Annotated in this window: 24 protein-coding genes and 1 pseudogene; 3 read left to right on the top strand and 22 right to left on the bottom strand. The window is 46.9% G+C overall.

Annotation, left to right across the window (positions count from 1 at the left end):
* Positions 1 to 15 precede the first annotated feature (15 nt).
* The 7 genes and pseudogenes from TCA2_RS08255 to TCA2_RS08225 form a co-directional block, all read right to left on the bottom strand.
* A pseudogene (locus TCA2_RS08255) lies at positions 16 to 1,574 on the bottom strand (spore germination protein).
* A gap of 40 nt (positions 1,575 to 1,614) precedes the next feature.
* Positions 1,615 to 2,037, bottom strand: a complete 423-nt coding sequence (locus TCA2_RS08250) for a stage V sporulation protein AB (RefSeq protein ID WP_047911250.1) — start codon at positions 2,035 to 2,037, stop codon at positions 1,615 to 1,617.
* A gap of 2 nt (positions 2,038 to 2,039) precedes the next feature.
* The gene (locus tag TCA2_RS08245; protein WP_047911089.1) at positions 2,040 to 2,684 is read right to left on the bottom strand and encodes a stage V sporulation protein AA; all 645 of its coding nucleotides are present in this window, start codon (positions 2,682 to 2,684) and stop codon (positions 2,040 to 2,042) included.
* 164 nt (positions 2,685 to 2,848) lie between these two features.
* Positions 2,849 to 3,604 (bottom strand): RNA polymerase sporulation sigma factor SigF, encoded by a 756-nt coding sequence (gene sigF / locus TCA2_RS08240; RefSeq protein WP_047911088.1) that lies wholly within the window; start codon positions 3,602 to 3,604, stop codon positions 2,849 to 2,851.
* Positions 3,605 to 3,615: 11 nt separating this feature from the next.
* Positions 3,616 to 4,071: an anti-sigma F factor gene (gene spoIIAB, locus TCA2_RS08235; protein ID WP_047911087.1), complete on the bottom strand. Its 456-nt coding sequence runs from the start codon at positions 4,069 to 4,071 to the stop codon at positions 3,616 to 3,618.
* The gene (gene spoIIAA / locus TCA2_RS08230; protein WP_047911086.1) at positions 4,068 to 4,421 is read right to left on the bottom strand and encodes an anti-sigma F factor antagonist; all 354 of its coding nucleotides are present in this window, start codon (positions 4,419 to 4,421) and stop codon (positions 4,068 to 4,070) included. The genes spoIIAB and spoIIAA overlap by 4 nt, the downstream gene beginning before the upstream one ends.
* A 113-nt stretch (positions 4,422 to 4,534) precedes the next feature.
* Positions 4,535 to 5,722 (bottom strand): D-alanyl-D-alanine carboxypeptidase family protein, encoded by a 1,188-nt coding sequence (locus TCA2_RS08225; protein WP_047911085.1) that lies wholly within the window; start codon positions 5,720 to 5,722, stop codon positions 4,535 to 4,537.
* Positions 5,723 to 6,051: 329 nt separating this feature from the next.
* On the opposite strand from TCA2_RS08225, the gene TCA2_RS08220 reads away from it, so the two are divergent.
* Positions 6,052 to 7,068, top strand: a complete 1,017-nt coding sequence (locus TCA2_RS08220) for a cation diffusion facilitator family transporter (protein WP_081872317.1) — start codon at positions 6,052 to 6,054, stop codon at positions 7,066 to 7,068.
* Positions 7,069 to 7,146: 78 nt separating this feature from the next.
* On the opposite strand, the gene TCA2_RS08215 is transcribed toward TCA2_RS08220, so the two are convergent.
* From TCA2_RS08215 to TCA2_RS08170, 10 genes are all read right to left on the bottom strand, one after another.
* On the bottom strand, positions 7,147 to 8,481 hold the full coding sequence (locus TCA2_RS08215) for a pyrimidine-nucleoside phosphorylase (RefSeq protein ID WP_047911084.1): 1,335 nt from the start codon (positions 8,479 to 8,481) through the stop codon (positions 7,147 to 7,149).
* Between the two features lie 49 nt (positions 8,482 to 8,530).
* Entirely contained in the window at positions 8,531 to 9,388 is an 858-nt protein-coding gene (locus TCA2_RS08210; RefSeq protein WP_238546321.1) for a purine-nucleoside phosphorylase, read from the bottom strand.
* A gap of 24 nt (positions 9,389 to 9,412) precedes the next feature.
* Positions 9,413 to 10,240, bottom strand: coding sequence for a purine-nucleoside phosphorylase (locus TCA2_RS08205; protein WP_047911083.1), 828 nt, complete (start codon positions 10,238 to 10,240; stop codon positions 9,413 to 9,415).
* Between the two features lie 39 nt (positions 10,241 to 10,279).
* Positions 10,280 to 11,473: a phosphopentomutase gene (gene deoB, locus TCA2_RS08200; protein ID WP_047911082.1), complete on the bottom strand. Its 1,194-nt coding sequence runs from the start codon at positions 11,471 to 11,473 to the stop codon at positions 10,280 to 10,282.
* A gap of 55 nt (positions 11,474 to 11,528) precedes the next feature.
* Entirely contained in the window at positions 11,529 to 12,422 is an 894-nt protein-coding gene (gene xerD, locus TCA2_RS08195; protein WP_047911081.1) for a site-specific tyrosine recombinase XerD, read from the bottom strand.
* A 56-nt stretch (positions 12,423 to 12,478) separates the two neighbouring features.
* Positions 12,479 to 12,721 carry a DUF4227 family protein gene (locus TCA2_RS08190; RefSeq protein WP_047911080.1) on the bottom strand — a complete coding sequence of 81 codons (243 nt, stop codon included), beginning with the start codon at positions 12,719 to 12,721 and terminating at the stop codon, positions 12,479 to 12,481.
* A gap of 285 nt (positions 12,722 to 13,006) precedes the next feature.
* The gene (locus TCA2_RS08185) at positions 13,007 to 13,468 is read right to left on the bottom strand and encodes a Fur family transcriptional regulator (RefSeq protein ID WP_047911079.1); all 462 of its coding nucleotides are present in this window, start codon (positions 13,466 to 13,468) and stop codon (positions 13,007 to 13,009) included.
* A gap of 126 nt (positions 13,469 to 13,594) precedes the next feature.
* Positions 13,595 to 14,212 carry a stage II sporulation protein M gene (spoIIM, locus tag TCA2_RS08180; RefSeq protein ID WP_047911078.1) on the bottom strand — a complete coding sequence of 206 codons (618 nt, stop codon included), beginning with the start codon at positions 14,210 to 14,212 and terminating at the stop codon, positions 13,595 to 13,597.
* 78 nt (positions 14,213 to 14,290) lie between these two features.
* The gene (locus TCA2_RS08175; protein ID WP_047911077.1) at positions 14,291 to 15,496 is read right to left on the bottom strand and encodes an endonuclease Q family protein; all 1,206 of its coding nucleotides are present in this window, start codon (positions 15,494 to 15,496) and stop codon (positions 14,291 to 14,293) included.
* A 3-nt stretch (positions 15,497 to 15,499) separates the two neighbouring features.
* The gene (locus TCA2_RS08170) at positions 15,500 to 16,081 is read right to left on the bottom strand and encodes an NUDIX domain-containing protein (RefSeq protein ID WP_238546320.1); all 582 of its coding nucleotides are present in this window, start codon (positions 16,079 to 16,081) and stop codon (positions 15,500 to 15,502) included.
* 96 nt (positions 16,082 to 16,177) lie between these two features.
* Between TCA2_RS08170 and mciZ the strand changes: the two genes are divergently transcribed.
* On the top strand, positions 16,178 to 16,345 hold the full coding sequence (gene mciZ / locus TCA2_RS26545; RefSeq protein WP_081872315.1) for a Z-ring formation inhibitor MciZ: 168 nt from the start codon (positions 16,178 to 16,180) through the stop codon (positions 16,343 to 16,345).
* Positions 16,346 to 16,441: 96 nt separating this feature from the next.
* Here mciZ and TCA2_RS08165 read toward each other — a convergent pair whose 3' ends face one another.
* A complete protein-coding gene (locus tag TCA2_RS08165; RefSeq protein WP_047911075.1) occupies positions 16,442 to 17,569 on the bottom strand; it encodes a M20/M25/M40 family metallo-hydrolase in 1,128 nt (375 codons plus the stop codon).
* Positions 17,570 to 17,678: 109 nt separating this feature from the next.
* On the opposite strand from TCA2_RS08165, the gene prli42 reads away from it, so the two are divergent.
* The gene (gene prli42, locus TCA2_RS26885) at positions 17,679 to 17,780 is read left to right on the top strand and encodes a stressosome-associated protein Prli42 (protein WP_090723921.1); all 102 of its coding nucleotides are present in this window, start codon (positions 17,679 to 17,681) and stop codon (positions 17,778 to 17,780) included.
* Positions 17,781 to 17,883: 103 nt separating this feature from the next.
* Here prli42 and lipB read toward each other — a convergent pair whose 3' ends face one another.
* From lipB to TCA2_RS08145, 4 genes are all read right to left on the bottom strand, one after another.
* The gene (gene lipB / locus TCA2_RS08160; protein ID WP_047911074.1) at positions 17,884 to 18,582 is read right to left on the bottom strand and encodes a lipoyl(octanoyl) transferase LipB; all 699 of its coding nucleotides are present in this window, start codon (positions 18,580 to 18,582) and stop codon (positions 17,884 to 17,886) included.
* A gap of 66 nt (positions 18,583 to 18,648) precedes the next feature.
* Positions 18,649 to 20,037, bottom strand: a complete 1,389-nt coding sequence (locus TCA2_RS08155; protein ID WP_047911073.1) for a dihydrolipoamide acetyltransferase family protein — start codon at positions 20,035 to 20,037, stop codon at positions 18,649 to 18,651.
* Positions 20,038 to 20,111: 74 nt separating this feature from the next.
* Positions 20,112 to 21,098 carry an alpha-ketoacid dehydrogenase subunit beta gene (locus TCA2_RS08150; protein WP_047911072.1) on the bottom strand — a complete coding sequence of 329 codons (987 nt, stop codon included), beginning with the start codon at positions 21,096 to 21,098 and terminating at the stop codon, positions 20,112 to 20,114.
* Between the two features lies 1 nt (position 21,099).
* Positions 21,100 to 22,128, bottom strand: coding sequence for a thiamine pyrophosphate-dependent dehydrogenase E1 component subunit alpha (locus TCA2_RS08145; protein ID WP_047911071.1), 1,029 nt, complete (start codon positions 22,126 to 22,128; stop codon positions 21,100 to 21,102).
* Between the last annotated feature and the right edge of the window lie 47 nt (positions 22,129 to 22,175).

Genomic DNA, 22,175 nt, shown 5'->3' with positions numbered 1-22,175 from the left:
GATATCTTAACAGCATTAAGGCATCTTGGTATTGTCTCTAGGCTTGTTAAACGAAGGTCTCTTCTTGCCTGTAAGCACTGGAGAACGAACGAACGTTGCTGCCAGCCCCTTTGCATTAAAGGGTATAAATGGCCATAGATAAGACGAATTGTATGAACGATGCAGCGTGAGACCAATAATGATTGCAGTGGTCCCAACCACCAGACCAGGCACTTTAAAGATCGCGACGAGTGCCAGAAGAATAAGTCTGACCATACGATTTGCGAGCCCAAGTTCATAGCTTGGAGTTGCGAACATCCCGATCGCTGCTACCGCCATATACAGCAGGACCTCATTAACGAACAAACCTGTCTTCACCGCTACATCTCCGACTAATATAGCTGCAACAAGCCCCATTGCCGAGGCAAGCGGCGTTGGTGTATGCACCGCGGCCATTCGCATTAAATCGATCCCGAACTCCACAATGAGAAATTGCAGAATGATCGGAAGCTTTACATTTTCCTGAGGACCAATAAAGTCCAGACCCTCCGGTTTTAATCCCGGATCAATGACGAACAGCATCCATAGAGGCAGCAGGAACAACGAGGCTAGTATCCCGATAATTCTTATAATTCGCAGATAGGAGCCCATGAACGGGGTCTGCCTGTTCTCCTCGGCATGCTGACACAGATCAAAAAAGGTTGTAGGCATAATCATAACACTAGGAGAAGTATCCACGAACAGGACCACCCTGCCCTCAAGCAAGTGGGAAGCAACCGAATCGGGACGCTCGGAATAACGTACCAGCGGATACGGATGCCAGCCTCGATTAATGATGATCTCCTCCAGCTGCTTATCAGCAAGCGGAATACCATCAATATCGATAGTCTCGATCTTTTTGCGAATCGTCTCAACCTGGACCTTGTCCACGATATCGTCGATATAAGCAAGGCACACATCGGTTTTGGTCTTTCCCCTACACGGAACAGCTCCAGCTTAAATCCAGGATCATGCAGACGTCTGCGGACAAGGGACACATTGGTCAGCATCGTTTCTGTAAATCCGTCTCTGGCTCCCCTGACGACTCGCTCTAATGATGGTTCTTCAGGACCGCGTGAAGGATAACTACGGGTATCAATGATCAGTGCTGTTGTTTCGCCTTCCACAAAGAAGACGCTCATACCGCTCATTGCCTGGATGAACGCTTCGCTCAGCTTCGTTACCTTGGATACCTGGATATGGGGAATGTAGAATTCAAAGTATTTTTCCAAGGCATCGGATGTCATCTCATCCTCGGGCACATAGGACAGTCTCTTTAAAATTTCAGTCAAAATCGTATCTTTGGTAAGTCCCGTGATGAACAAAAGTCCGGTATGACGTCCACCGAAGGTCATCTCGCGGAAATTGACATCAAAAGTTTCTCCAAAGCCCATGACATACTTGAGCGTCTTTCGCAGTACGTCAAAATCAGGATCAATGACGTCCTCATTCTGCCAGTACTCAATCGACTCCACAATGGAATCTGACATTTCTTGTTCCTTTTTTTCCTGGAGCTGCTTCTCTTCCTCGGTCATTTGCTGCGATTCATCTGACATTTGTTTGATGTCTCCTCCTTCTGTTGTATGCATTCAGCTGTTATCTGGTGTACACAAACCAATCAAATAATGAACCGGCAACTTTGCCGAACACCATGGCCATTAATAATCCAAATAAATAAGATTTCATACCCAGTCTCTTGGCTAATATGGGCAGGACGTTCAATACCTCAGTTAAAGCTGCTGCGAGCAAACCGATAAATATACCGCACAGCAGGCCAACGAATATCGAAATAATCGGAAGACCGTAAACCTTCAAGTTCCATAAGTCAGCGACTGTTCCAACGAATGAACCGGCAATCATAGCTCCTTCATAGGCATATGCTTTGTCATATGAACGTGTAAGCTGGGCTAAGCGAGGGATCATGTCCAGTACGATGAAGAGAGCAATGACTCCGCTCCCCACAGCAATTCCTGCTGCAATGCCCAGAACAATGAGTATGCAGCCATCCAGAACCGTCATCATTATTTCTGACCCGAAGAAGCACGCTCTTTTTTAATTCGTTCGTACTCTTCATTCACTGCATATTGATCCACATTTTGCTGGTAAAGGTACATCTCGACCTCCAGCGGGGTAGGCTCATCATTCCATTTTTTCTTGAACAAATGATTAAAAAATACAGCCATGCCAAAACCGATACCAATAGAGTATGCCGTCTGAAACAAGTAAGGATTCTCATCCCGATACCCCGTCAGCATCTCAACGATTCGAATATGCACTTCCTTCATGTTTACATCCGCGTGAAAGTTCATAATGGTCAGCGCCGAGCCAAAGAACAGCAGGAGCCATACAAGTATAAACAGCGATTTGGACGGCGGCCGATCATGAGGGATCAGCTCGACAAGCGTATGGCTGCTGCCCAATGTTTCAATCGTTGCTCCCGGCACCGTCTTCTGTATTTGACCAATAATCTGAAGCACATCAACAAGCAGCAGGCTCCCGTCCTTTTTCTCCGTCTGCATCAGTTCCGCTTCCAGCACTTTGTCTTCCAAGCCAGGCGGATCTGTGAGCACATGTGCCACATGCCTGATCTTGAGTGTAACGCCAAGCTTCATCTTGATCCGGCTGTGCAGCCTTACATAAATGATAGGAGTGGATGGTGCGGTCATCCTAACCTCACCCCTTTATACTGTGAAATTATTCATAGTATGGAGACTCCTCCGCTTTTCTATTCCTTGGGATTGATATCGAGCTGACCCACAAAAAAAGAGTCTTTTCTCTAACGAGAAAAGACTCCCTATATGTGTTAGTCGTTGTTATATGCACTTCATATTTACTGTGCGATTTGTTCCCGGATAATCTGCAGTATTTTTTTCTCCAGTCTAGACACTTGAACCTGCGATATGCCCAGTCTGGCAGCTACTTCAGATTGCGTCTGATCCTTGTAATACCGGAGGTATACGATCAGTCGCTCCCGCTCAGACAGATTTCCGATCGCTTCATTAAGGGCCATCTTGTCGAACCAACGCTCCTGAGATTCATCAGCAATCTGATCCATAAGTGTAATCGGGTCCCCGTCATTCTCAAATACCGTTTCGTGTATGGAAGTTGGAGGCTTATTCGCTTCCTGAGCGAATACAACCTCCTCAGGGGTAATCCCCAGCTCGTCTGCAACCTCCTTGATGGTGGGCAGCCTGTCTAAGTATTTAGAGAGCTCATCCTTCTTCTTGCGAACCTTATTGGCGGTCTCTTTCAGGGATCGGCTGACCTTCAGCGTCCCATCATCACGCAGGAAACGCTGAATTTCGCCGATAATCATGGGAACCGCATAAGTCGAAAATTTGACATCATAGCTCAGATCAAATTTATCTACTGATTTGAGAAGCCCGATGCAGCCGATCTGAAACAGATCCTCCGGCTCGTATCCCCGGTTCATAAACCGCTGAACGACAGACCATACGAGACGAATATTACAATTGACAAGCGTGTCACGCGCCACCTGGTCTCCGCTTTGGGATAGAGCGATAAGACGCTTGACTTCCGCATCCTCCAGATACGTATGTGAAGATTGTTTCGCTTCTGCTTCCATAGGTCCAACCCCTAATTATACAGTGCTTTCTTGGATTCTATCCGTTTCTTCATCATGATCGAAGTACCTCGCCCAGGCTCGCTCACCACTTCACATTCATCCATGAAATTTTCCATTATGGTGAATCCCATACCTGAACGCTCAAGCTCTGGCTTAGAAGTGTACAGCGGCTGCTTCGCCAGCTCCAAGTCCTCAATTCCCTGACCCTGGTCTTCAATGACAAGCGTAATCATATCTCCAATAATTTCTGCCTTAATGGTTACGACCCCGGCAGAGTCATTGTTGTAGCCATGAATGATGCTGTTCGTCACGGCCTCGGATACGACCGTTTTCAAATCGCTCAGCTCGTCCATTGTCGGATCCAGCTGAGAAATAAAGGCTGCTACCGCGACTCTGGCGAATGATTCATTCTCCGACTTGGCTGCAAACTGCAAATTCATAAAATTTGATAGCTGCTCACTGCTCATGAGACCACCTCCAGATCCGAGAGGGCGCTTCCCTCGTTTTCGAACACCGGCATAATTTTGAACAAGCCTGACATTTCAAGCAAACGGTATACAGCAGGATTGGCTCCGGATATGACCATTTTTCCACCTTTATGATGTATCAACTTATAGCGTCCAAGAATGACACCCAGTCCTGAACTATCCATAAAGTCAAGGTCTTTCAAGCTAAGAATCAGGTGCTTGCTGTTCTGTCTTGCAATCGCCTCATCCATCTGTAGACGTACCAGATCTGCTGTGTGGTGATCGAGCTCTCCAGATAATCGTACAATAAGCACCCCATGTGCATACTCCATACTGACCTGTAAATTCATGCTTGCTCACTCTCCTCCCTGTCATGACCAACCATTTCTACGCCGATTTGCAGCTTTCCTGCACTCCGACAAAACTAGAAGAAATGTCTCATGAATCAACAAAGCTGCTTATTTTAGCGGAAAAGATCAGAGGTTGTCCGTTTGAAGAGCTTCCAGAAGCCTGCTTTATCAACGTCTACCGCTGCTGTAATGTCAAACTCCTTGAGTACCTTGTTATCCTGAGATACTACAAGCTTGCCCAGCACCTGACCTTTTTTGATCGGGGCCTTGATTTCAGAAGGGACAGTCAGCTGCTGCGTCGTTTCCCCGGCGCTGCCTTTTCTCATCAGTACACTGTAAGGTTCATCAGCCACCAGCTCCAGCTCTTTGATGTTTCCTTTCTCAATATTCACTTTACCGATAACGTCCCCTTGTTTATAAATAGGCTTCATCGTATATTGTGAAAAGGCGTAATCGAACATATTCGACACTTCGCTGTTTCTCGTTTTCGTATTAGGCTCACCCAGCACGACCGCGACGACACGCATACCATCCTTCATTGCTGTGGCGGACAAGCAAAATTTTGCTTCCGAGGTATAGCCTGTTTTTAAGCCATCGGCACCAGTATAGAAACGCACAAGCTTGTTCGTGTTCACAAGCCAGAACGGCTTGGCACTGTCTTTTCGCAGATAGTCCTGATAGGCTCCGGTATATTTGGTAATGTCTTTATGTTTAAGCAGCTCTCTGCTCATAATAGCAATATCATGTGCTGAAGAATAATGATTCTCTACCGGAAGACCGTTACAATTGGCAAAATGGGTATCATTCATGCCCAGCTCTTTTGCTCGATCGTTCATCATCTGTACAAATGCTTCTTCAGAGCCGGCAATTTTCTCGGCCATTGCTACGGAAGCATCGTTTCCCGATGCCATGGCAATCCCTTTTAACATCTCATCCACGGTCATCTCTTCGCCCGGCTCCAGAAAGATCTGAGATCCGCCCATGGAAGATGCATATTCACTCGCTCGAACCTTGTCAGTCCACTTGAGCTTGCCGGAATCAATGGCTTCCATTGTTAACAGCATGGTCATAATCTTCGTGATACTGGCAGGAGGCAGTTTCTCATGGCCGTTCTTCTCATAAATAATCGTTCCTGTGTCCGCATCCAGCATGACCGCTGATTTTGCATTTTCCGCAAGATCCACTGCCGGGGTTGTCTTCTCCGTTTGCGGCCCTGCAGGCTCTTCCGCATATGCGCTGCTTGGAACGATCAGTGCTGCCGACAATATTATAGCGGTGAGTAGCCTAGCTCCTTGTTTCATGGCAATATTATCCTCCTCATGTGAATGCTACATTGTAGCTTGATAGCTTGATTCGTTATACTGCTATTCATTGTCGTCAGGAATCCTCCAAATTATTCCTTGTCTGAATCAATTATGAAATTGATTCGTCTGTCTATGAAAAATAGCAGTTCCTACAATTACAAGATATTGAACATCACATAAGGGGTAAGTAAGTACAGTAAGTCCAATGAAGAGCTTCTCATACATTCGGCTTTACATAGAATAACGGGTCAAGGGTAAGGTAAATTTAGATTCACTATCGTCTGCAACAACACTAATCATAGAAATTATCATGCGGAGGAATGACGATGAAGCATACACATCAAAATGACCACAATGAGCGGCCTGTTCACGAACAGCGTCATCATCACGATCACGACGATTATGAACACGATCACAACCATGATCACAGCCACAGTCATAATCACAGCCATGGGCCTGGTCATTCTCATATTCATACGGATAATAAAAAGGCTCTGTTAATTTCCTTTTTACTTATCACCGGCTTTATGTTGATTGAAGTGGTTGGAGGGCTCATCACACATAGCTTGGCCCTGATTGCTGACGCAGGACATATGCTAAGCGACGGGATCGCACTGGCACTCGCTCTTTTTGCGTTTAAATTTGGTGAGAAATCAGCGAGCAGCTCAAAAACCTATGGCTATAAGCGATTCGAGATTATCGCTGCTTTTCTGAACGGGATTACCCTGCTTGTCATTTCTGTATTGATCATATGGGAAGCGATTCAGCGGTTTGCTGCGCCACCTGAAGTGGCAAGTACAGGGATGCTGACCATTGCTGTGCTTGGCCTGATCATTAATGTCATCGTAGCCGTTGTATTAATGACAGGTGGTGATGTCAAAGGGAACTTGAACTTGAGAGGTGCATTTCTCCATGTCCTGGGAGATTTATTAGGATCAATCGGAGCTATTGCAGCAGGTCTTCTGATGATGTTCTTCGGATGGTCTATTGCCGACCCCATCGCCAGTCTGCTCGTAGCCGTCCTTATACTTGTCAGTGGATACCGAGTTACCAAAGATTCCATGCATGTACTGATGGAAGGCAAGCCAGAATCCGTAAATCTAAGTGATATCCGCAGCAAGCTTCTTGGTCTGCCTTGTGTAGTTGAACTTCATGACCTCCACAGCTGGTCAATAACCTCTGATTATACAGCGCTGACTGTTCATCTGGTTGTATCGAATTCGGCCGATCGGGATCTGCTGCTAAAACAAGCTAAAGACATGCTGCGTCAGGAGTTTCATATCCAGCATTCCACCGTTCAAATCGAAGGGGATTTAAAAATTTGCGACGAAAGATGTAATTGAGAGCTAGATGAATATAAAAAGAAGCTGAAGGACAGTGATGCTGCCCTTCAGCTTCTTGTTCGTTATACCACCTATATATCATACAAAGCGCTGAACTCCATCCTTCGTCACCAAAGCATAGATCAAAGGTTGCTCAGGCACGGGAGCTTCTGAGATCTTATATGCCTGCTGAAGCTTCTGCTCTGCTTCCTGAAGCTTGCTGTCGCTTCCATCATTGGCATGAAGCATCGCAATCACCTCACCAGCCTTCACCTGATCGCCGACTTTTTTGACAAGGGTTACTCCAACCGCATGATCAATGACGGAATCGGTCGTTTCACGGCCGGCGCCAAGCAGCATGGCGCTAATTCCAATGGCCTCAGCCTCAATCCCAGCCACATACCCATCCGTTGGAGCCTTCACTTCAATTGTGCGCTTAGCGGTCGGCAGAAGAGACAAATCCTCAATTTGTCCTACATCTCCCTGTTGCGCTTTGACCATCTGCTTGAGCTTATCAAACGCAAGTCCTTGTGATAGAATATCCCGCAATTTCTCGCGGGCTTCCTCTACAGACTCCGCTTTGCCGCCAAGAACCAGCATATGTGATGCCAGGAACAGGCTGACCTCTTCCAGATCCTCAGGTCCGTTTCCTTGCAGCGTTTCTACTGCTTCTTTAATTTCCAAGGCATTACCGATGCCATGACCGAGCGGCTGATCCATATCACTGATGACAGCTACCGTCTCACGGCCTACATGGGTCCCGATATCGACCATCGCTTCTGCCAGCTTGATTGAATCATCAAGCGTCTTCATGAATGCACCGCTGCCAGTCTTGACATCGAGTACAATTGCGTCTGCACCGGCTGCAATCTTCTTACTCATCACTGAGCTGGCAATCAGCGGAATCGCATTTACCGTTGCCGTCACATCTCTTAATGCGTACAGCTTCTTGTCTGCTGGAGCCATGTTGCCGCTTTGTCCGATGACCGCGGCCCCCACCTCATTAACCTGCTTGAAGAACTGCTCTTGATCCAGTTCAATCTGAAATCCGCTTATCGATTCCAGCTTGTCCAATGTGCCGCCGGTATGACCAAGACCACGTCCGGACATTTTAGCAACCGGAACACCAGCTGCAGCCACGAGTGGGGCAAGAACAATGGTCGTCTTGTCACCAACGCCACCCGTTGAATGCTTGTCTACCTTAATGCCTGCAATCGGAGACAGATCCACCTGATCACCAGATTTAGCCATCGCCATCGTCAAATCCCCGGTTTCCTTCGCTGTCATGCCCTGGAAAAAGACAGCCATCGCCCAAGCTGACATCTGATAGTCCGGAATGTCTCCACGGCTGTATCCTTGAATCAGATAGGAGATCTCCTCTGTTGACAGCTCCTGTCCATCTCGCTTCTTCTGAATGATATCAACGGCTCTCATACGTTAGATCACACCTTTAGCTGCTTTTATTTTTAACAAATTCAAAGAATTACACGCGGCTCACAAATGCACGGATCAGTCCAATAAATTTCGGCTTTGTCCGGTTCGCTACAGCGACAACCTGCTCATGTGTCAGCGGCTCAAGCTCTTCGCCAATCGCCATATCGGTAATGCAGGAGATACCCAGTACACGCAGTCCCGCATGACTTGCCGCGATGACTTCGCCTACAGTAGACATCCCGATTGCATCCCCGCCAAGCAGAGCAAACATCGTGGATTCTTTAGGCGTTGAATATGTAGGTCCACTAATGCCGCAATAGACGCCTTCTTGAAGCTCAAGTACGGATCCATCTTCACCATGTATATCTTTAGCCAGCTCCTTCGCCAATATGCGATATTCAGGATCATATGCTGCTGACATATCTGGAAAACGAACTCCCAGCTTCGGATCATTGGGTCCGATGAGCGGGTTAGCTCCCGTCATATTGATATGATCGGAGATGAGCATGAGATCTCCTGCCTTGAAAGCACGGTTCATGCCGCCTGCTGCATTCGTTAATACGAGAGTCTGAATACCAAGTCTTTTCATTACATAAACGGGCATAACAACGGTACGCATGTCATATCCCTCATAGTAATGAAAACGCCCCTGCATGATAATAACATCCTTGCCTTCGAGCTGACCGATCACAAAGCGTCCTGCATGTCCTTCAACGGTAGATTTAGGAAAATGCGGTACTTCATCGTAGGGAATATATACGGCATCTTCGATTTGATCGCCCAAATCTCCGAGCCCTGAGCCCAGCACCAAGCCAATTTTGGGAGAATATTTACCCAGCTTGCTTGTTATGTATGCAGCGGCTTCCTCGATATTTCCAGCGTACATCGTCGTATTCACTTGGTTCATTGTGTATTTCCCCTCTTCGTAAATTTACATGTATGGGATCAGTGCCATAACTAATCCAAGGAACTTCCCTTTAACTTGTTCTGCGGTTTCCATAACCTCATCGTGTGAGAGAGGCTGATCCAGAATTCCGGCTGCCATGTTCGTAATACAGGAGATACCCAGCACTTCAATACCAGTATGACGCGCTACAATGACTTCTGCGACGGTTGACATCCCGACAGCATCTGCCCCAAGTTTGCGCAGCATCACAATTTCGGCTGGAGTTTCATAGTTGGGACCGAGAAGTCCTGCATATACCCCTTCCTGAATGTTAAAGCCCTGTGCTTCAGCTGTTGTTTTAGCCAGACTGCGCAATCTACCGCTGTAGGCTTCTGACATATCAGGGAAACGAACACCAAAAGCAGGCTCATTCGGTCCAACCAATGGGTTACGGCCGGTCAAGTTCAGATGATCAGAGATAATCATGAGATCGCCTGCATGATAATGGGTATTTACACCGCCTGCCGCATTGGTTACCAGCATTTTTTCAACGCCGATCTCCTTCATAACTCGAACCGGAAAGGCAGTCACTTCCGGACCGTAGCCTTCATACATGTGGAATCTGCCCTTCATCATGACAACCGGGCGGCCCTGTATATTACCAATCAGCAGCTCTCCCACATGTCCCTCAACCGTAGATACGGGAAAATGAGGTATATCTTCATACGGAATCGCTACCGCATCCTCAATAAGCTCTGCTAAAATGCCAAGTCCGGAACCAAGGATCAGCCCGATTTCGGGCTTCACACTTGTTTTTTCTTTAATAAAAGCTGCTGCTTCTTGTACCATGCTTTGTGTTAGAATTTTTACCATTTTGCTAAATAGCCCCTTTTGCTTGAATTTCCATTCTTCTTACTTCAATTGATTCAGAAAGCTCTCCCCATGAAGCGGAGCCGTTGCGCCGAAATTATCGGAGATCGTAGCTCCCAGATCCGAATACGTCTCCCGTACTCCTATCGTGTCACCCGGCTGCTTGAGAGCTGGACTGTAAATAAGTACCGGCACATACTCCCGTGTATGATCTGTTCCGCGATGAATCGGATCGTTCCCATGATCAGCCGAGATGATCAATAGATCTTCTTCACTGATACGCTCCATAATCTTAGGGAGCTCCTGATCGAACACTTCTAGTGCACCCGCATAACCCTCCGGATCTCTGCGATGTCCATATAATGAATCAAAATCGACCAAATTCGTGAACAAAAGACCATTGAAATCTCGTCCCAGCTGCTGGATCGTGACTTCAATACCATGCTCATTGCTTTTTGTCGGATACGCTTCAGTTACACCTTCACCGTCAAAAATATCATTGATTTTACCAACGGCAATAACATCATACCCTGCACTATGCAGCGCATTCATGACGGTAGGCTCTGGCGGCTTGACCGCATAATCATGTCTATTGGAGGTCCGTTTAAAAGCACCTGGAGTTCCGACATACGGACGTGCAATGACACGCCCTACCGAATGCTCAGGAGCGAGCGTCAGCTTACGGGCAATCTTGCAGGCTTTGTACAGTTCCTCGAGAGGGATGATATCTTCATGAGCAGCAATCTGGAACACACTATCCGCCGAAGTATATACGATCCAGGCTCCGGTCTTCATCTGTTCTTCTCCGTATTCGTCCAGCACTTCTGTTCCCGAAGCAGGCTTGTTACAGATGACCTTACGGCCAGTCTGCTTCTCAAACTCGGTAATCAAATCTTGAGGAAATCCATCAGGATATGTATTAAAAGGCGTGTCAATCTTAAGACCCATCAGCTCCCAATGGCCTGTCATCGTGTCCTTACCTGCCGATACCTCTTTCATCTTGCCATAATAAGCCTGAGGCTTGTCCACTGGATCAAGCGGAGGAATTTCGGCGATATTACCAAGTCCTAATTTCTGCATGTTCGGCAGCTTCACATGAGGAACTTTTTCCAAAATATGTCCTAATGTATGAGCACCTTCGTCGCCGAATTCGGGTGCATCCGGCAATGCTCCAATCCCAACACTGTCTAGTACGATAAAGCATATGCGTTTGAATCTAGGTTTATTGTTTGTCATGATGTACGTAATACCCCTTCCTGTATTATCAATTCAATCTAGTGCCCAGCATTGATTACGCTCTCGGGTGATAATGATCATATACGTCCTTCATATTTCGTTTTACTACATGGCTGTACATCTGGGTTGTTGAAATATCTGCATGTCCCATCATTTCCTGTACCGATCTTAAATCGGCGCCATTCTCCAGTAGATGAGCCGCAAAGGAATGCCTTAACGTATGTGGTGTAATTCTTCCTTCAGCGAGTCCAGCACCTTCAGCGTACTTCTTAATCATCTTCCAGATTCCCTGCCTGGTCAGCCTGGCACCATTCGTATTCACGAACAGTGCCTCTTCTTCTCCATTCGCCTTCAACAGCGCACTCCGGGCATGATTCACGTATTCGGCTGTCGCTTGGGCAGCAACCCCTGTTATAGGAATTACCCGCTCCTTGGCACTGTTGCTGCCGGTTCTCAAAAACTTCAGCTGCGGATTTAAATCCTTCACATTAAGCTGTACCAATTCAGAGACTTTAATCCCCGTCGCATACAGCAGCTCAAGCATGGCTTTGTCTCTTGCCCCAGGCGGTGTTGAAGAGTCAGGCAGCGATAGTAGTCTGTCCACTTCTGCAATGGTAAGAATTTTGGGAGGAGACTTTTCTAATTTGGGTGAGTCCAAATGATACGTTGGATCTTTCTGCACAACACCCTGATACATCAAATAATGAAAAAAAGAACGGATCGAAACCACATTACGAGCAATCGTTGAAGCTGCCTTCTTCTGCTTCTTCAAATATCCCATGTACAGCACAATTTGATTGCGTGAAACGTCCTGAGCCTGTGTAATCTGTTCCTTATCCATATACCCAATAAACTGCTCTATATCACGTCTGTAGGATTCCAGTGTACTTAAGGAAGAGCCCTTGTCTTCCTGTAAATAATTCATGTAAGGCTGCACATAATTCCTCATCGGCTTTATTACGCTCCCTTACTACAAATTTTCATTATGACTTTAGATCAACACCCTTATTCACCATACCAATAGAAGAAGCGCAGTCGTTCGAGCATACTCGTCTTCTCCATAACAAGGCCTGTGCCTTCCTCATGATGAAATACTTTAAGCGCATTTCCCTCTGGAATTTTGTAGTGATCCACCGGTGTAATCCATTCCGAAAATAGATTGAACACATTATAGAACATGTATACAAGTGCAGCAAATACGATAAGAAATCGAACGAGTCGAAACATTCTGCGGAGTGAAAAAACCATGAATTATCCCGCCTTTCATTCACGTCTTGTCCTTTATTTACACGGATAGTCTTCCCAGCCTACACTCATGCTATGTCTAGGCTATGACCGATTCACATGCTTTATGACGAACGCGAAATTTTAAGGAAAAACAGGCTTGCTCTCACTCTATCTCCATCTTACCTAACAGGATACTAAATGTATATCTTTAGAATAGAAGCTCACCACATATTTATGAATAAGAACGCTAAAAAGCTCCCCCGAACAAAAGCCGGTGAGAGCTTGTCTGATCTGCTAGTCTTTATGTTATTGATTAGGCTTCTGGTCGTTCTTGTCTTTGCAGCGGAAACAAATCCCCTGAAAATCAAGCCTATGGTCGAGAACTGTAAAATTAAACTCACGTTCCAAGCGTTCTTCAAGCGGTCCTAGCCAATCCTCACGTATCTCATCCATGCTGCCGCATTGAACGCATATCAAATGGTGATGATGATGCTTGTTCGTATCACCGCGCAAATCATAGCGTGCTACTCCGTCACCAAAGTTAATCTTCTCAACGACATGCAGCTCATTTAGCAGCTCAAGGGTTCGATATACGGTAGCAAGACCGATTTCGGGAGCTTTTTCCTTGACGAGCATAAACACATCTTCTGCGCTCAAGTGATCTTCTTCATTCTCTAGCAAGACTCTTACTGTGGCTTCCCGCTGGGGCGTTAATTTATAGCCTTGGGATTGTAACTGCTGCTTTATTTTCTCGATTCGTGCTTCCATCTTCTCCCTCCCCCTAGGAAATCACTGCATCATGATCGAAAACTCACTTGTATTATTATAGGGTCTCATCTTTAATAAAGTCAACTATATCAAGCGATGAGAGAGAGGGCTGTTCAACTTGTCACATTATACAAACAGAGGCGCAACCCACTGCATAAGGAGAGGCGTTACCCAAGTCTCAAATGATGAAATGGCAAGCATTAGTCCGGCCATAGCAATCGTCAGCCCGATATAGCTTGTCAGCGGTCTCTTGACCCCGCGGCTTCTGTTCATGAAGAAACGGCTCTTGATCATATGAAGCGAGAAGGTGATGGCTGCCACACTGCATATGAGAATAACAGGGATGACGAGCAGATTATGTGGTGCTACAGAGACCATGGCAAGGAGAAGTCCTTTCCAGGAATATTGACCCACCATGTAGCCAACGGTAAATCCGATAAGGACTCCCTTTAGAAAATCCAATATTAGTATGCCCGGTAGTCCGATAACAGACAGCCCAAGCACCCAGATCAGACCAACCCACTTTAAATGAAGCATCGCAATATCCATATATGTGCTGCCTGAACTATTTCCTTGATTCATCATAACAAAAAAGTTGTCCAGATACCCTGCCAGATCTTGCTGCTGATCAAGGGTAAGCGCACCCACCATTAATGCACCAAAAATGACCCCGACTAAAAACAGAACAGCGACAAATACATAGAGCGGAGTTTGATCCCGGAAGGTATGCTTGAGAAATAACATGGTTAAGGTCGTCCCCTTTCTCATTACATACCTTACATTATGAACTTGTCCGTTACTCTATGACTCTAAAAATGAAATCTATAGAGAGACTCTTCCATAGGTTCCCCCTCCACCAGCGGATAGACCAAGCTCACCATTCCTTGCCCGAACGATAAGTCCGGCTAATTCGTTACCCACGATGCTCGCCAGATCCACCTCGGATACACGGTGCAATATCGCCATCTCAGAACCAAAGGCTTCAATCAGCATTCGGAGCTTCACCTTCCCAAGACCGGGAATGAACTCAAGAGGCACCTGATAGTGATACGGTGGTCTATAATCAGACACCAGAGGAGTTTCACGGTCCGAGATCGACAGAATCCGATCCAGCACCCCGTGTATTAACTTCGTGCTTCCACAATACGGGCATCGTTCTTCTGAGATTTGCTCTTCATCTAATATGCTGCTGCAAAGAGCACAGTAGGTTCTATGATATTTGCCAAGGCGCGGATTGAGACCGTAGTTAGCTTCAATTCTGCGTCCCGCCTGTGACTGAAGTGCCCGCTTAAATTCATCGAATGAAGCTTCAGCCATAGCCAGTTCATTATACTCTCTGCCTATCTTGGCAAGGGAGTGCGCATCCGAATTCGTTAGGAACGGATATCGGTCCAATTCACTAATATAACCGGCCATTTCAGTATCGCTACTAAGTCCCAGTTCCACGGCAGAGATCAGGCTTAAATCAAGCACCTCTTCCATTCGATGCGCCGTACTTCCGTAAATTCCTTTGTGCGGGGTAAAAATATGTGCAGGGACAAATATGCCGCCGCGGGATATGATCTCTCGCTGTAATTCCAGTGCCGGCACGTACACACGCTGAGAGCTGAGGTTCACATTTTTCATATAGCGGGAAAGATAGTCTGTGAAGGATTCCATCTCCCTCAAGGTTCTGAAATAGGCAAGAAGATGGAACTCTTTCCGACCCGGCTCCCTCACCTCTAGCTCGGTTCCCAGCAGAATGACTGTACCCTTATAACCAATTCCTCCGCCATCAATCTCTGTCATTTCACCCGAATCAAGCGCTTCTCTAATATCCCGCTGAACGACAGGAGAATGGGCATCAATAATACCAATTAGATCGATCCCCTTGCGTTCAGCCGCCTCCTTGGCAATGCCCACAAAGGTCAGATCACGGCTCCCACTAATTTTTACAGCATCGCCATAACCGGTTCTTCCGATATGAATGTGAAGATCGGCATAGTAGGTAGACAGCACAGGATCCGTCTTTATCTCGTTCGGATTCATGATTTATATCTTCCCTGTCAGCTGATACAAGTGCCATGCATATACCGCAACGATCGTCTTCGCATCACTGATACGTCCTTCCCGGATCAGCTCATAGGCCTCCTCCAGTGTCACCTCGATCACTTCCAGAAATTCATCCTCATCCAGCTGCATGTGGCCTGCTTCAAGATACTCTGCCATAAACATGTAGATAACCTCATCCGCAAAACCGGGTGAAGTATAAAACGCCGGCAGCGGCTTGAGCTCCTGAGCATGATACCCTGTCTCTTCCCTCAGCTCTCTTCCGGCTGCTTCCATCGGGTCTTCTCCAGGATCCAGCTTGCCTGCCGGAATTTCAACCTGGGTTCTGCCAAGCGCCTGTCTGTATTGATCTACAACAAGCATCTTGTCTCCCTTAAGAGCAAGCACGGCGACAGCCCCCGGATGCTTAATAATCTCACGGGTTCCCGTCTGCCCATTTGGCAGCTTTACGGTGTCCACCTGAAGTGAAATGATCTTGCCGTCAAAAATCTCTTTGCTTGCAATGGTTTCTTCTACTAGTGCAGGATTCGATGTCGGGTGCTTCAAATACGGGTTCGATTTCAAAATAAAGACCTCCTCAGCATGATTTCATGTGTATAGTTCAAGGGACGTGGGCATACGGTGTAATAAGAACCTCAATTTGAAGGAGTGGCCCAACTTATGAAGAGCTATAAGACAAATCATGGCGTATTTATGATTGGACAAGCGGATCAAATAAAAACGACGCTTCAGCACTGGATTTCAGATTACGGTCCTGACACCCATCTCAAAGAGCTGATGAAGGGTGGACAAGCCGTATCCCCACTCATACAAACGATTAAGAAGTAATCTTATCGATCCTTAAGAATCTGAACTTTCTTGAATACTTTCAAAAGGCCTGGAAGGAAACACCCTAACCAGACCTTCATGAACAAACATAATGGATTAACGTTTAGCTGCTTCCTGCACGATAGATACAACGACCTTCGCCGCATCAACAAGGCTGCTTACCTTAATTCGTTCGTTTGTCGTATGGATATCCTCATAGCCCAAAGCAAGATTGACGGTTGGAATTCCAAATCCGTTAAATATATTAGCATCGCTGCCGCCGCCGGATGGGAAGGTGCCTGCCTTCAACCCAGCGCTCTCGATTGCTGCAGCAGCAAGCTGTACCACCTCATCTTGTTCCGTCAGCTTGAATGCAGGATAAGCAATTTCGCTCTCAAATACGCCAGTTGCACCATACTCACGGCAAGTATTAAGCAAAGATTCGCGCATGTGCTCCACCTGCTGTTCCACTTTCCCCTGTACAATGCTTCTCGCTTCGGCAGCAATCTCTGCATAATCGCATACGACGTTCAGCGGACCGCCGCCAGAGAAGCTGCCAATATTAGCGGTTGTCTCATGATCGATACGGCCCAGCTTCATAGCGGCAATCGATTTGGCAGCGACTTGAATGGCACTGATTCCATCCTCCGGATTAACGCCGGCGTGAGCGGATTTACCCGTAATCTTCATTTTGATCTGAGCTCTAGCCGGTGCAGAGACACAAATACCGCCTACTTCTCCAGTGGAGTCCAGAGCAAAGCCCAGCTCCGCGTCAATTGCATCCCGCTCCATACCTCTTGCACCAATGAGACCCGATTCTTCTCCGACTGTAATGACGAATTGAATCTGCCCGTGAGGAATTTCATTCTCTTGAATGACGCGAATTGCTTCAAACAAGGCAGCAATTCCGGCTTTATCATCAGCCCCAAGAATGGTCGTTCCGTCGCTGCGAATATAACCATCTTCGGATACGACAGGTTTAATGCCTACACCAGGAGCTACCGTGTCCATATGGCAGGTAAAAAATATGTTCGGTGCTGACTGCACGCCTTGTGCCTTCCATGTCACAATCAGATTGCCGGCACCATGCCCTGTACGCTCCTTGGATTGATCCTCTGTTACTTCAAGTCCAAGCTTACTGAATTTGTCTGTCAGCACTTTGGCTATGTTCTGTTCATGTGTAGTAACACTGTCCACCTGGACAAGCTCGATAAATTCCTCAACAATCCGTTCCTGTTTAATCATGGTTAACTTCCCTTCTTCAATGACTTCCACAACTAGTGCAGATAAGTTACAATAGACTTTATTATACAAATAGATTCACAACATTTAATTTATAAAGGAGCTTTAATGAATGCAGCAGAAAAAATGGTTCAAAATCATTGTCTATCTCATGCTCATTGCTATGATTGCATCTACTCTATTGATAGTCATTGAGCCTCTGTTATATGGATAATCAATACCAAGTTGCTCACTAGAAAGCTTTCTTCTCGTAATCAGGGGAAGAGAGCTTTTTTATGCGAATTCATAGAGCACAGGATCTATCTTGCATCATTCAATCATTTTGAAGCCATCACCTGCATCCAAGTGGGCTTGTATGAGAACAAGCTTGCAAAGATGGTTACCAGCTCATCCGCTACTTTTTCGACGGAGAAAATTCGGCCTGTGCAATCCTCAAGCGAAGTTACCCCATACTCTTCAATTCCGCAAGGAATAATACCCGAAAATCCCTCATGCTGAATCCCTGACTTAATATTAAACGCAAATCCATGACTCGTAATAAAGCCTCTAGTCCGTCTGCTGCGATTAAATTTAACACCAATTGCACATATTTTATGATTGCCCACCCATACTCCTGTATACTGCTCCTTACGTTCGGCTTCAATTCCAAATCGGCTTAAATACTGAATGATGACTTCTTCAAGCAGCCGCAGATATCCATGCAAGTCAACAGCCTCTTCTCGGCCGAGTCGAAGTATGGGATAACCTACTAGCTGTCCGGGTCCATGATATGTAATATCGCCGCCGCGATCGATTTGAAAAAGGGTAATGCCTTTTTGTGCAAGCTCTTCCGGGCTATACAACAAGTGCTCTGGGTGACGCTGTGTTCCGATTGTATAAGTCGGTGGATGCTGCAAGAGCAGCAGATGTTCCTGCTGCTCTTCTTCATCCAGCTCTTTAACGAGCTTTTTTTGCAAATTCCAAGCCTCTTCGTAATCCATCAAGTCTGTATAGTTCACTACAAGCGGTCTGCTCATGCGCATATACACCCTTTCGAGAAAATTACGTTCCGGGATTGCTGCAAGTAAGTCTATAATTACGAATTAATAAAGCTTTGTTTCGAGCGAGTAGCTCTCTAAATTTTCTTTGACCCGCTGCAGGAAACGACCGGATATGACTCCGTCCAGAATTCGATGATCCAGCGATAAACAGAGATTGGCCATCGAGCGTACCGCGATCATGTCATTAATGACCACAGGCCGCTTCACAATGGACTCGAATGTCAGAATCGCTGCCTGCGGATAGTTGATAATCGGGTAGGACAGAATCGATCCGAAGGATCCCGTGTTGTTGACCGTAAAGGTTCCTCCCTGCATATCATCCAGCTTCAATGTGCCTTCTCTCGTTCTTCTCGCCAAATCGTCAATTTCGTGTGCCAGTCCTGCAATGTTCTTCGTATCTGCACGCTGAATGACCGGTGTCATGACGGAATCTTCTGTTCCTACCGCCAGTGCAATATTGATGTCTCGCTTGACGATAATTTTATCCACTGCCCACACCGAGTTCATAATCGGATAATCCTTGATTGCGTTAACGACTGCTTTGAGCAAAAATGACAGGTACGTCAGATTAATGCCTTCGCTGCGCTTAAACTCGTCCTTCAGCTTATTGCGAAGGGTGACCAGGTTCGTCACATCTACCTCAATCATCGTCCAGGCATGTGGAATTTCAGAGACGCTCTGACGCATATTCCGGGCGATCGCGTTCCGTACAGGTGTAACATCAATGTACTGCTCGGCTCTGCCTTGAGGGAAGCCTTCCATCTCGATTTTTGGAATCTTAGGTGTCTCCGATAAATGGATCCCTGAGTGACGTACAGGCATAGCCTGCTCAGCCGCATATCCGGTTGAATCGGCAGCTGGACGCAAATCCTGCTGTCTCCCATTTGGCTCTTGCTGGGTGGACTCTCGCTCCACATGATTTGAGATCCCCGCGTGCTGATTCCGATGCGCACCTTCTTGAATATATCCCAATACATCCTTGCGAGTAACCCTGCCGTTCATTCCTGTTCCAGGCACATCCTTCAAATCCAGACCGTGCTCTGCTGCCAGGCTCTGCACTGCAGGGGAGTAACGGCCGCGCATAGAACCATCGGGTTCTTGATGTCCGGATTCCGATGCTGCAGTACTGCTGCTCTCCGTTGTTGAGGAATCTGCAACAATGCCTGTTCCTGCAGCCGCATGAACCTCCATACGACAGATCAGCTCGCCTACAGCCACCGTTTTCCCTTCCTCAGCTGCAATCTCGCCCATGATTCCTTCCACAGTGGAAGGAATTTCAGCGTTAACCTTATCAGTAATGACTTCGCAGATCGGTTCATATTGCTCCACAGGATCGCCTGGCTTCTTCAGCCATTTTGCAATGGTCGCTGACACTAAGGATTCAGCTAGCTGGGGCATTACGATTTCAATCCATTTTTTTTGTCCTGCCATATTTTTTCACTCCAATCAAGTCACTTTACCTTAAATGGCCTGCTCATCGAAACACCGAGAGTAGGCCATTTATTTTAATACATCGCCAGTTTAAGCATTGCGTCCTTCACTTTGTCTTTACTGAGCATATAAAATTTTTCCATCGGAGGGCTGATCGGCATGGCCGGAACATCCGGACCGCATAGACGCGCTATCGGCGCATCCAGATCAAACAAGCACTCCTCATTAATTATAGCAGAAACTTCAGCGCCTACGCCGCCAGTTTTGTTATCCTCATGAATAATGAGTACTTTTCCTGTGTGCTTCGCGGCTGCGATAATCGCTTCCTTATCGAGGGGCTGCAGTGTACGAAGGTCCAAAACATGAGCTGTAATCCCTTGCTCCTTCTCCAGCTCCTCCGCTGCCTGCATCACAAAATGCAGGGGCTGGGAATACCCGATTACGGTAATATCTTCCCCTTCACGCAGCAGATTGGCGACTCCGATCGGTACGATATAATCGTCCTCAGGAACCTCCTCTTTGGTTAAGCGATACATTTTTTTATTCTCAAAGTATAGAACTGGATCCGGATCACGCACTGCTGCTTTGAGCAAGCCCTTGGCATCATAGGCCGTAAAAGGCGCTACGATCTTGAGTCCAGGAGTACCAAAGAAGATGGATTCTGGGCACTGGGAATGGTACAGTCCTCCGAATATTCCCCCGCCAATCGGCGCACGAATCACAACGGGACAGCTCCAATCATTATTTGAGCGATATCTGATCTTGGCAGCTTCACTGATGATTTGATTCGTTGCCGGAAGCATGAAATCCGAGTACTGCATCTCGGCAATCGGCTTCATTCCGTACATCGCCGCACCGATTGCAACACCAGCAATTGCTGATTCGGATAACGGAGTATCCATGACCCGCATTTCTCCGAACTGATCCTGCAGACCCTTGGTCGTGGTAAACACGCCCCCTTTAACGCCTACATCTTCTCCGAGCACAAATACGGATTCATCCCGCTCCATTTCTTCTTTCATAGCCAGTCTAATTGCGTCAATATACTCCATAACTGCCATCTTATCGTCCTCCTCCCAAGTGATCGTCAGCATACACATGAAGCAGTGTATCTTCCGGTTTTGGATAAGGGGCCGCATCTGCAGATTCCGTTGCTTCTTTTAATTCCAGCGCAAGCTGTGCCGCCAGATCAGCATCACGCTCTTCATCCCATATACCACAATCTATAAGGTATTGCTTCATTTTGACGAGTCCGTCTTTCTTCCAATTTTCCTCAACTTCCTCTTTGGTCCGGTAGGCCAGATCATTATCCGAGGTAGAATGAGGAGAAAGTCTGTACATCATCGCTTCAATTAAGGTTGGGCCTTCACCCGCAACTGCACGCTCTCTAGCTTCCTTAACGGCTGCGTAAACTTCCAGGGCATCATTGCCATCGACTCTGAAGCCGGGGAATCCATAACCTAGAGCACGGTCACTTACTTTACCGCTCAGCTGCTTGTGAACAGGTACAGAGATAGCATACTGATTGTTCTCCACCATAATAATGACTGGCAGCTTGTGTACGCCGGCAAAATTGCTTCCTTCGTGAAAATCCCCCTGGTTGCTGGAGCCTTCTCCGAAGGTGACAAAAGAAACGAAATCCTTGTTCTGCATCTTCGCAGCCAGAGCAACGCCCACCGCGTGTGGAACCTGTGTAGTCACCGGACTTGAGCCTGTCACAATTCGCAGCTTCTTGCTGCCAAAATGGCCCGGCATCTGCCGTCCCCCGCTGTTCGGATCCTCAGCCTTGGCAAAAGCCGACAGCATCAGCTCACGCGGCGTCATACCCACAGCGAGAACAAACCCATAATCACGGTAATAGGGAAGGAAATAATCCTTCTCACGATCCAGAGCAAAGGCCGCTGCCACCTGTGCAGTCTCCTGACCAATCCCCGATACGTGGAAATTGATCTTCCCTGCCCGTTGCAGCAGCAAGCAGCGTTCATCGAACTTCCGTGCAAGCAGCATATATTTGTACATATCAATGACTTGACCGTCTGAGAGCCCAAGCTTCGTATGTTTGTGTTGTTTAGATGTCGTGTCTGAATTCAAACTTCAAACCTCCTTTTGAGAGCAGCTCAAGATTAAGTACTGTCTTG

Source organism: Paenibacillus sp. TCA20 (assembly GCF_000732325.1).
GTDB classification, from domain to species: Bacteria; Bacillota; Bacilli; order Paenibacillales; family Paenibacillaceae; genus Paenibacillus; species Paenibacillus urinalis.
This window is presented reverse-complemented; position numbering and strand designations above follow the sequence as displayed.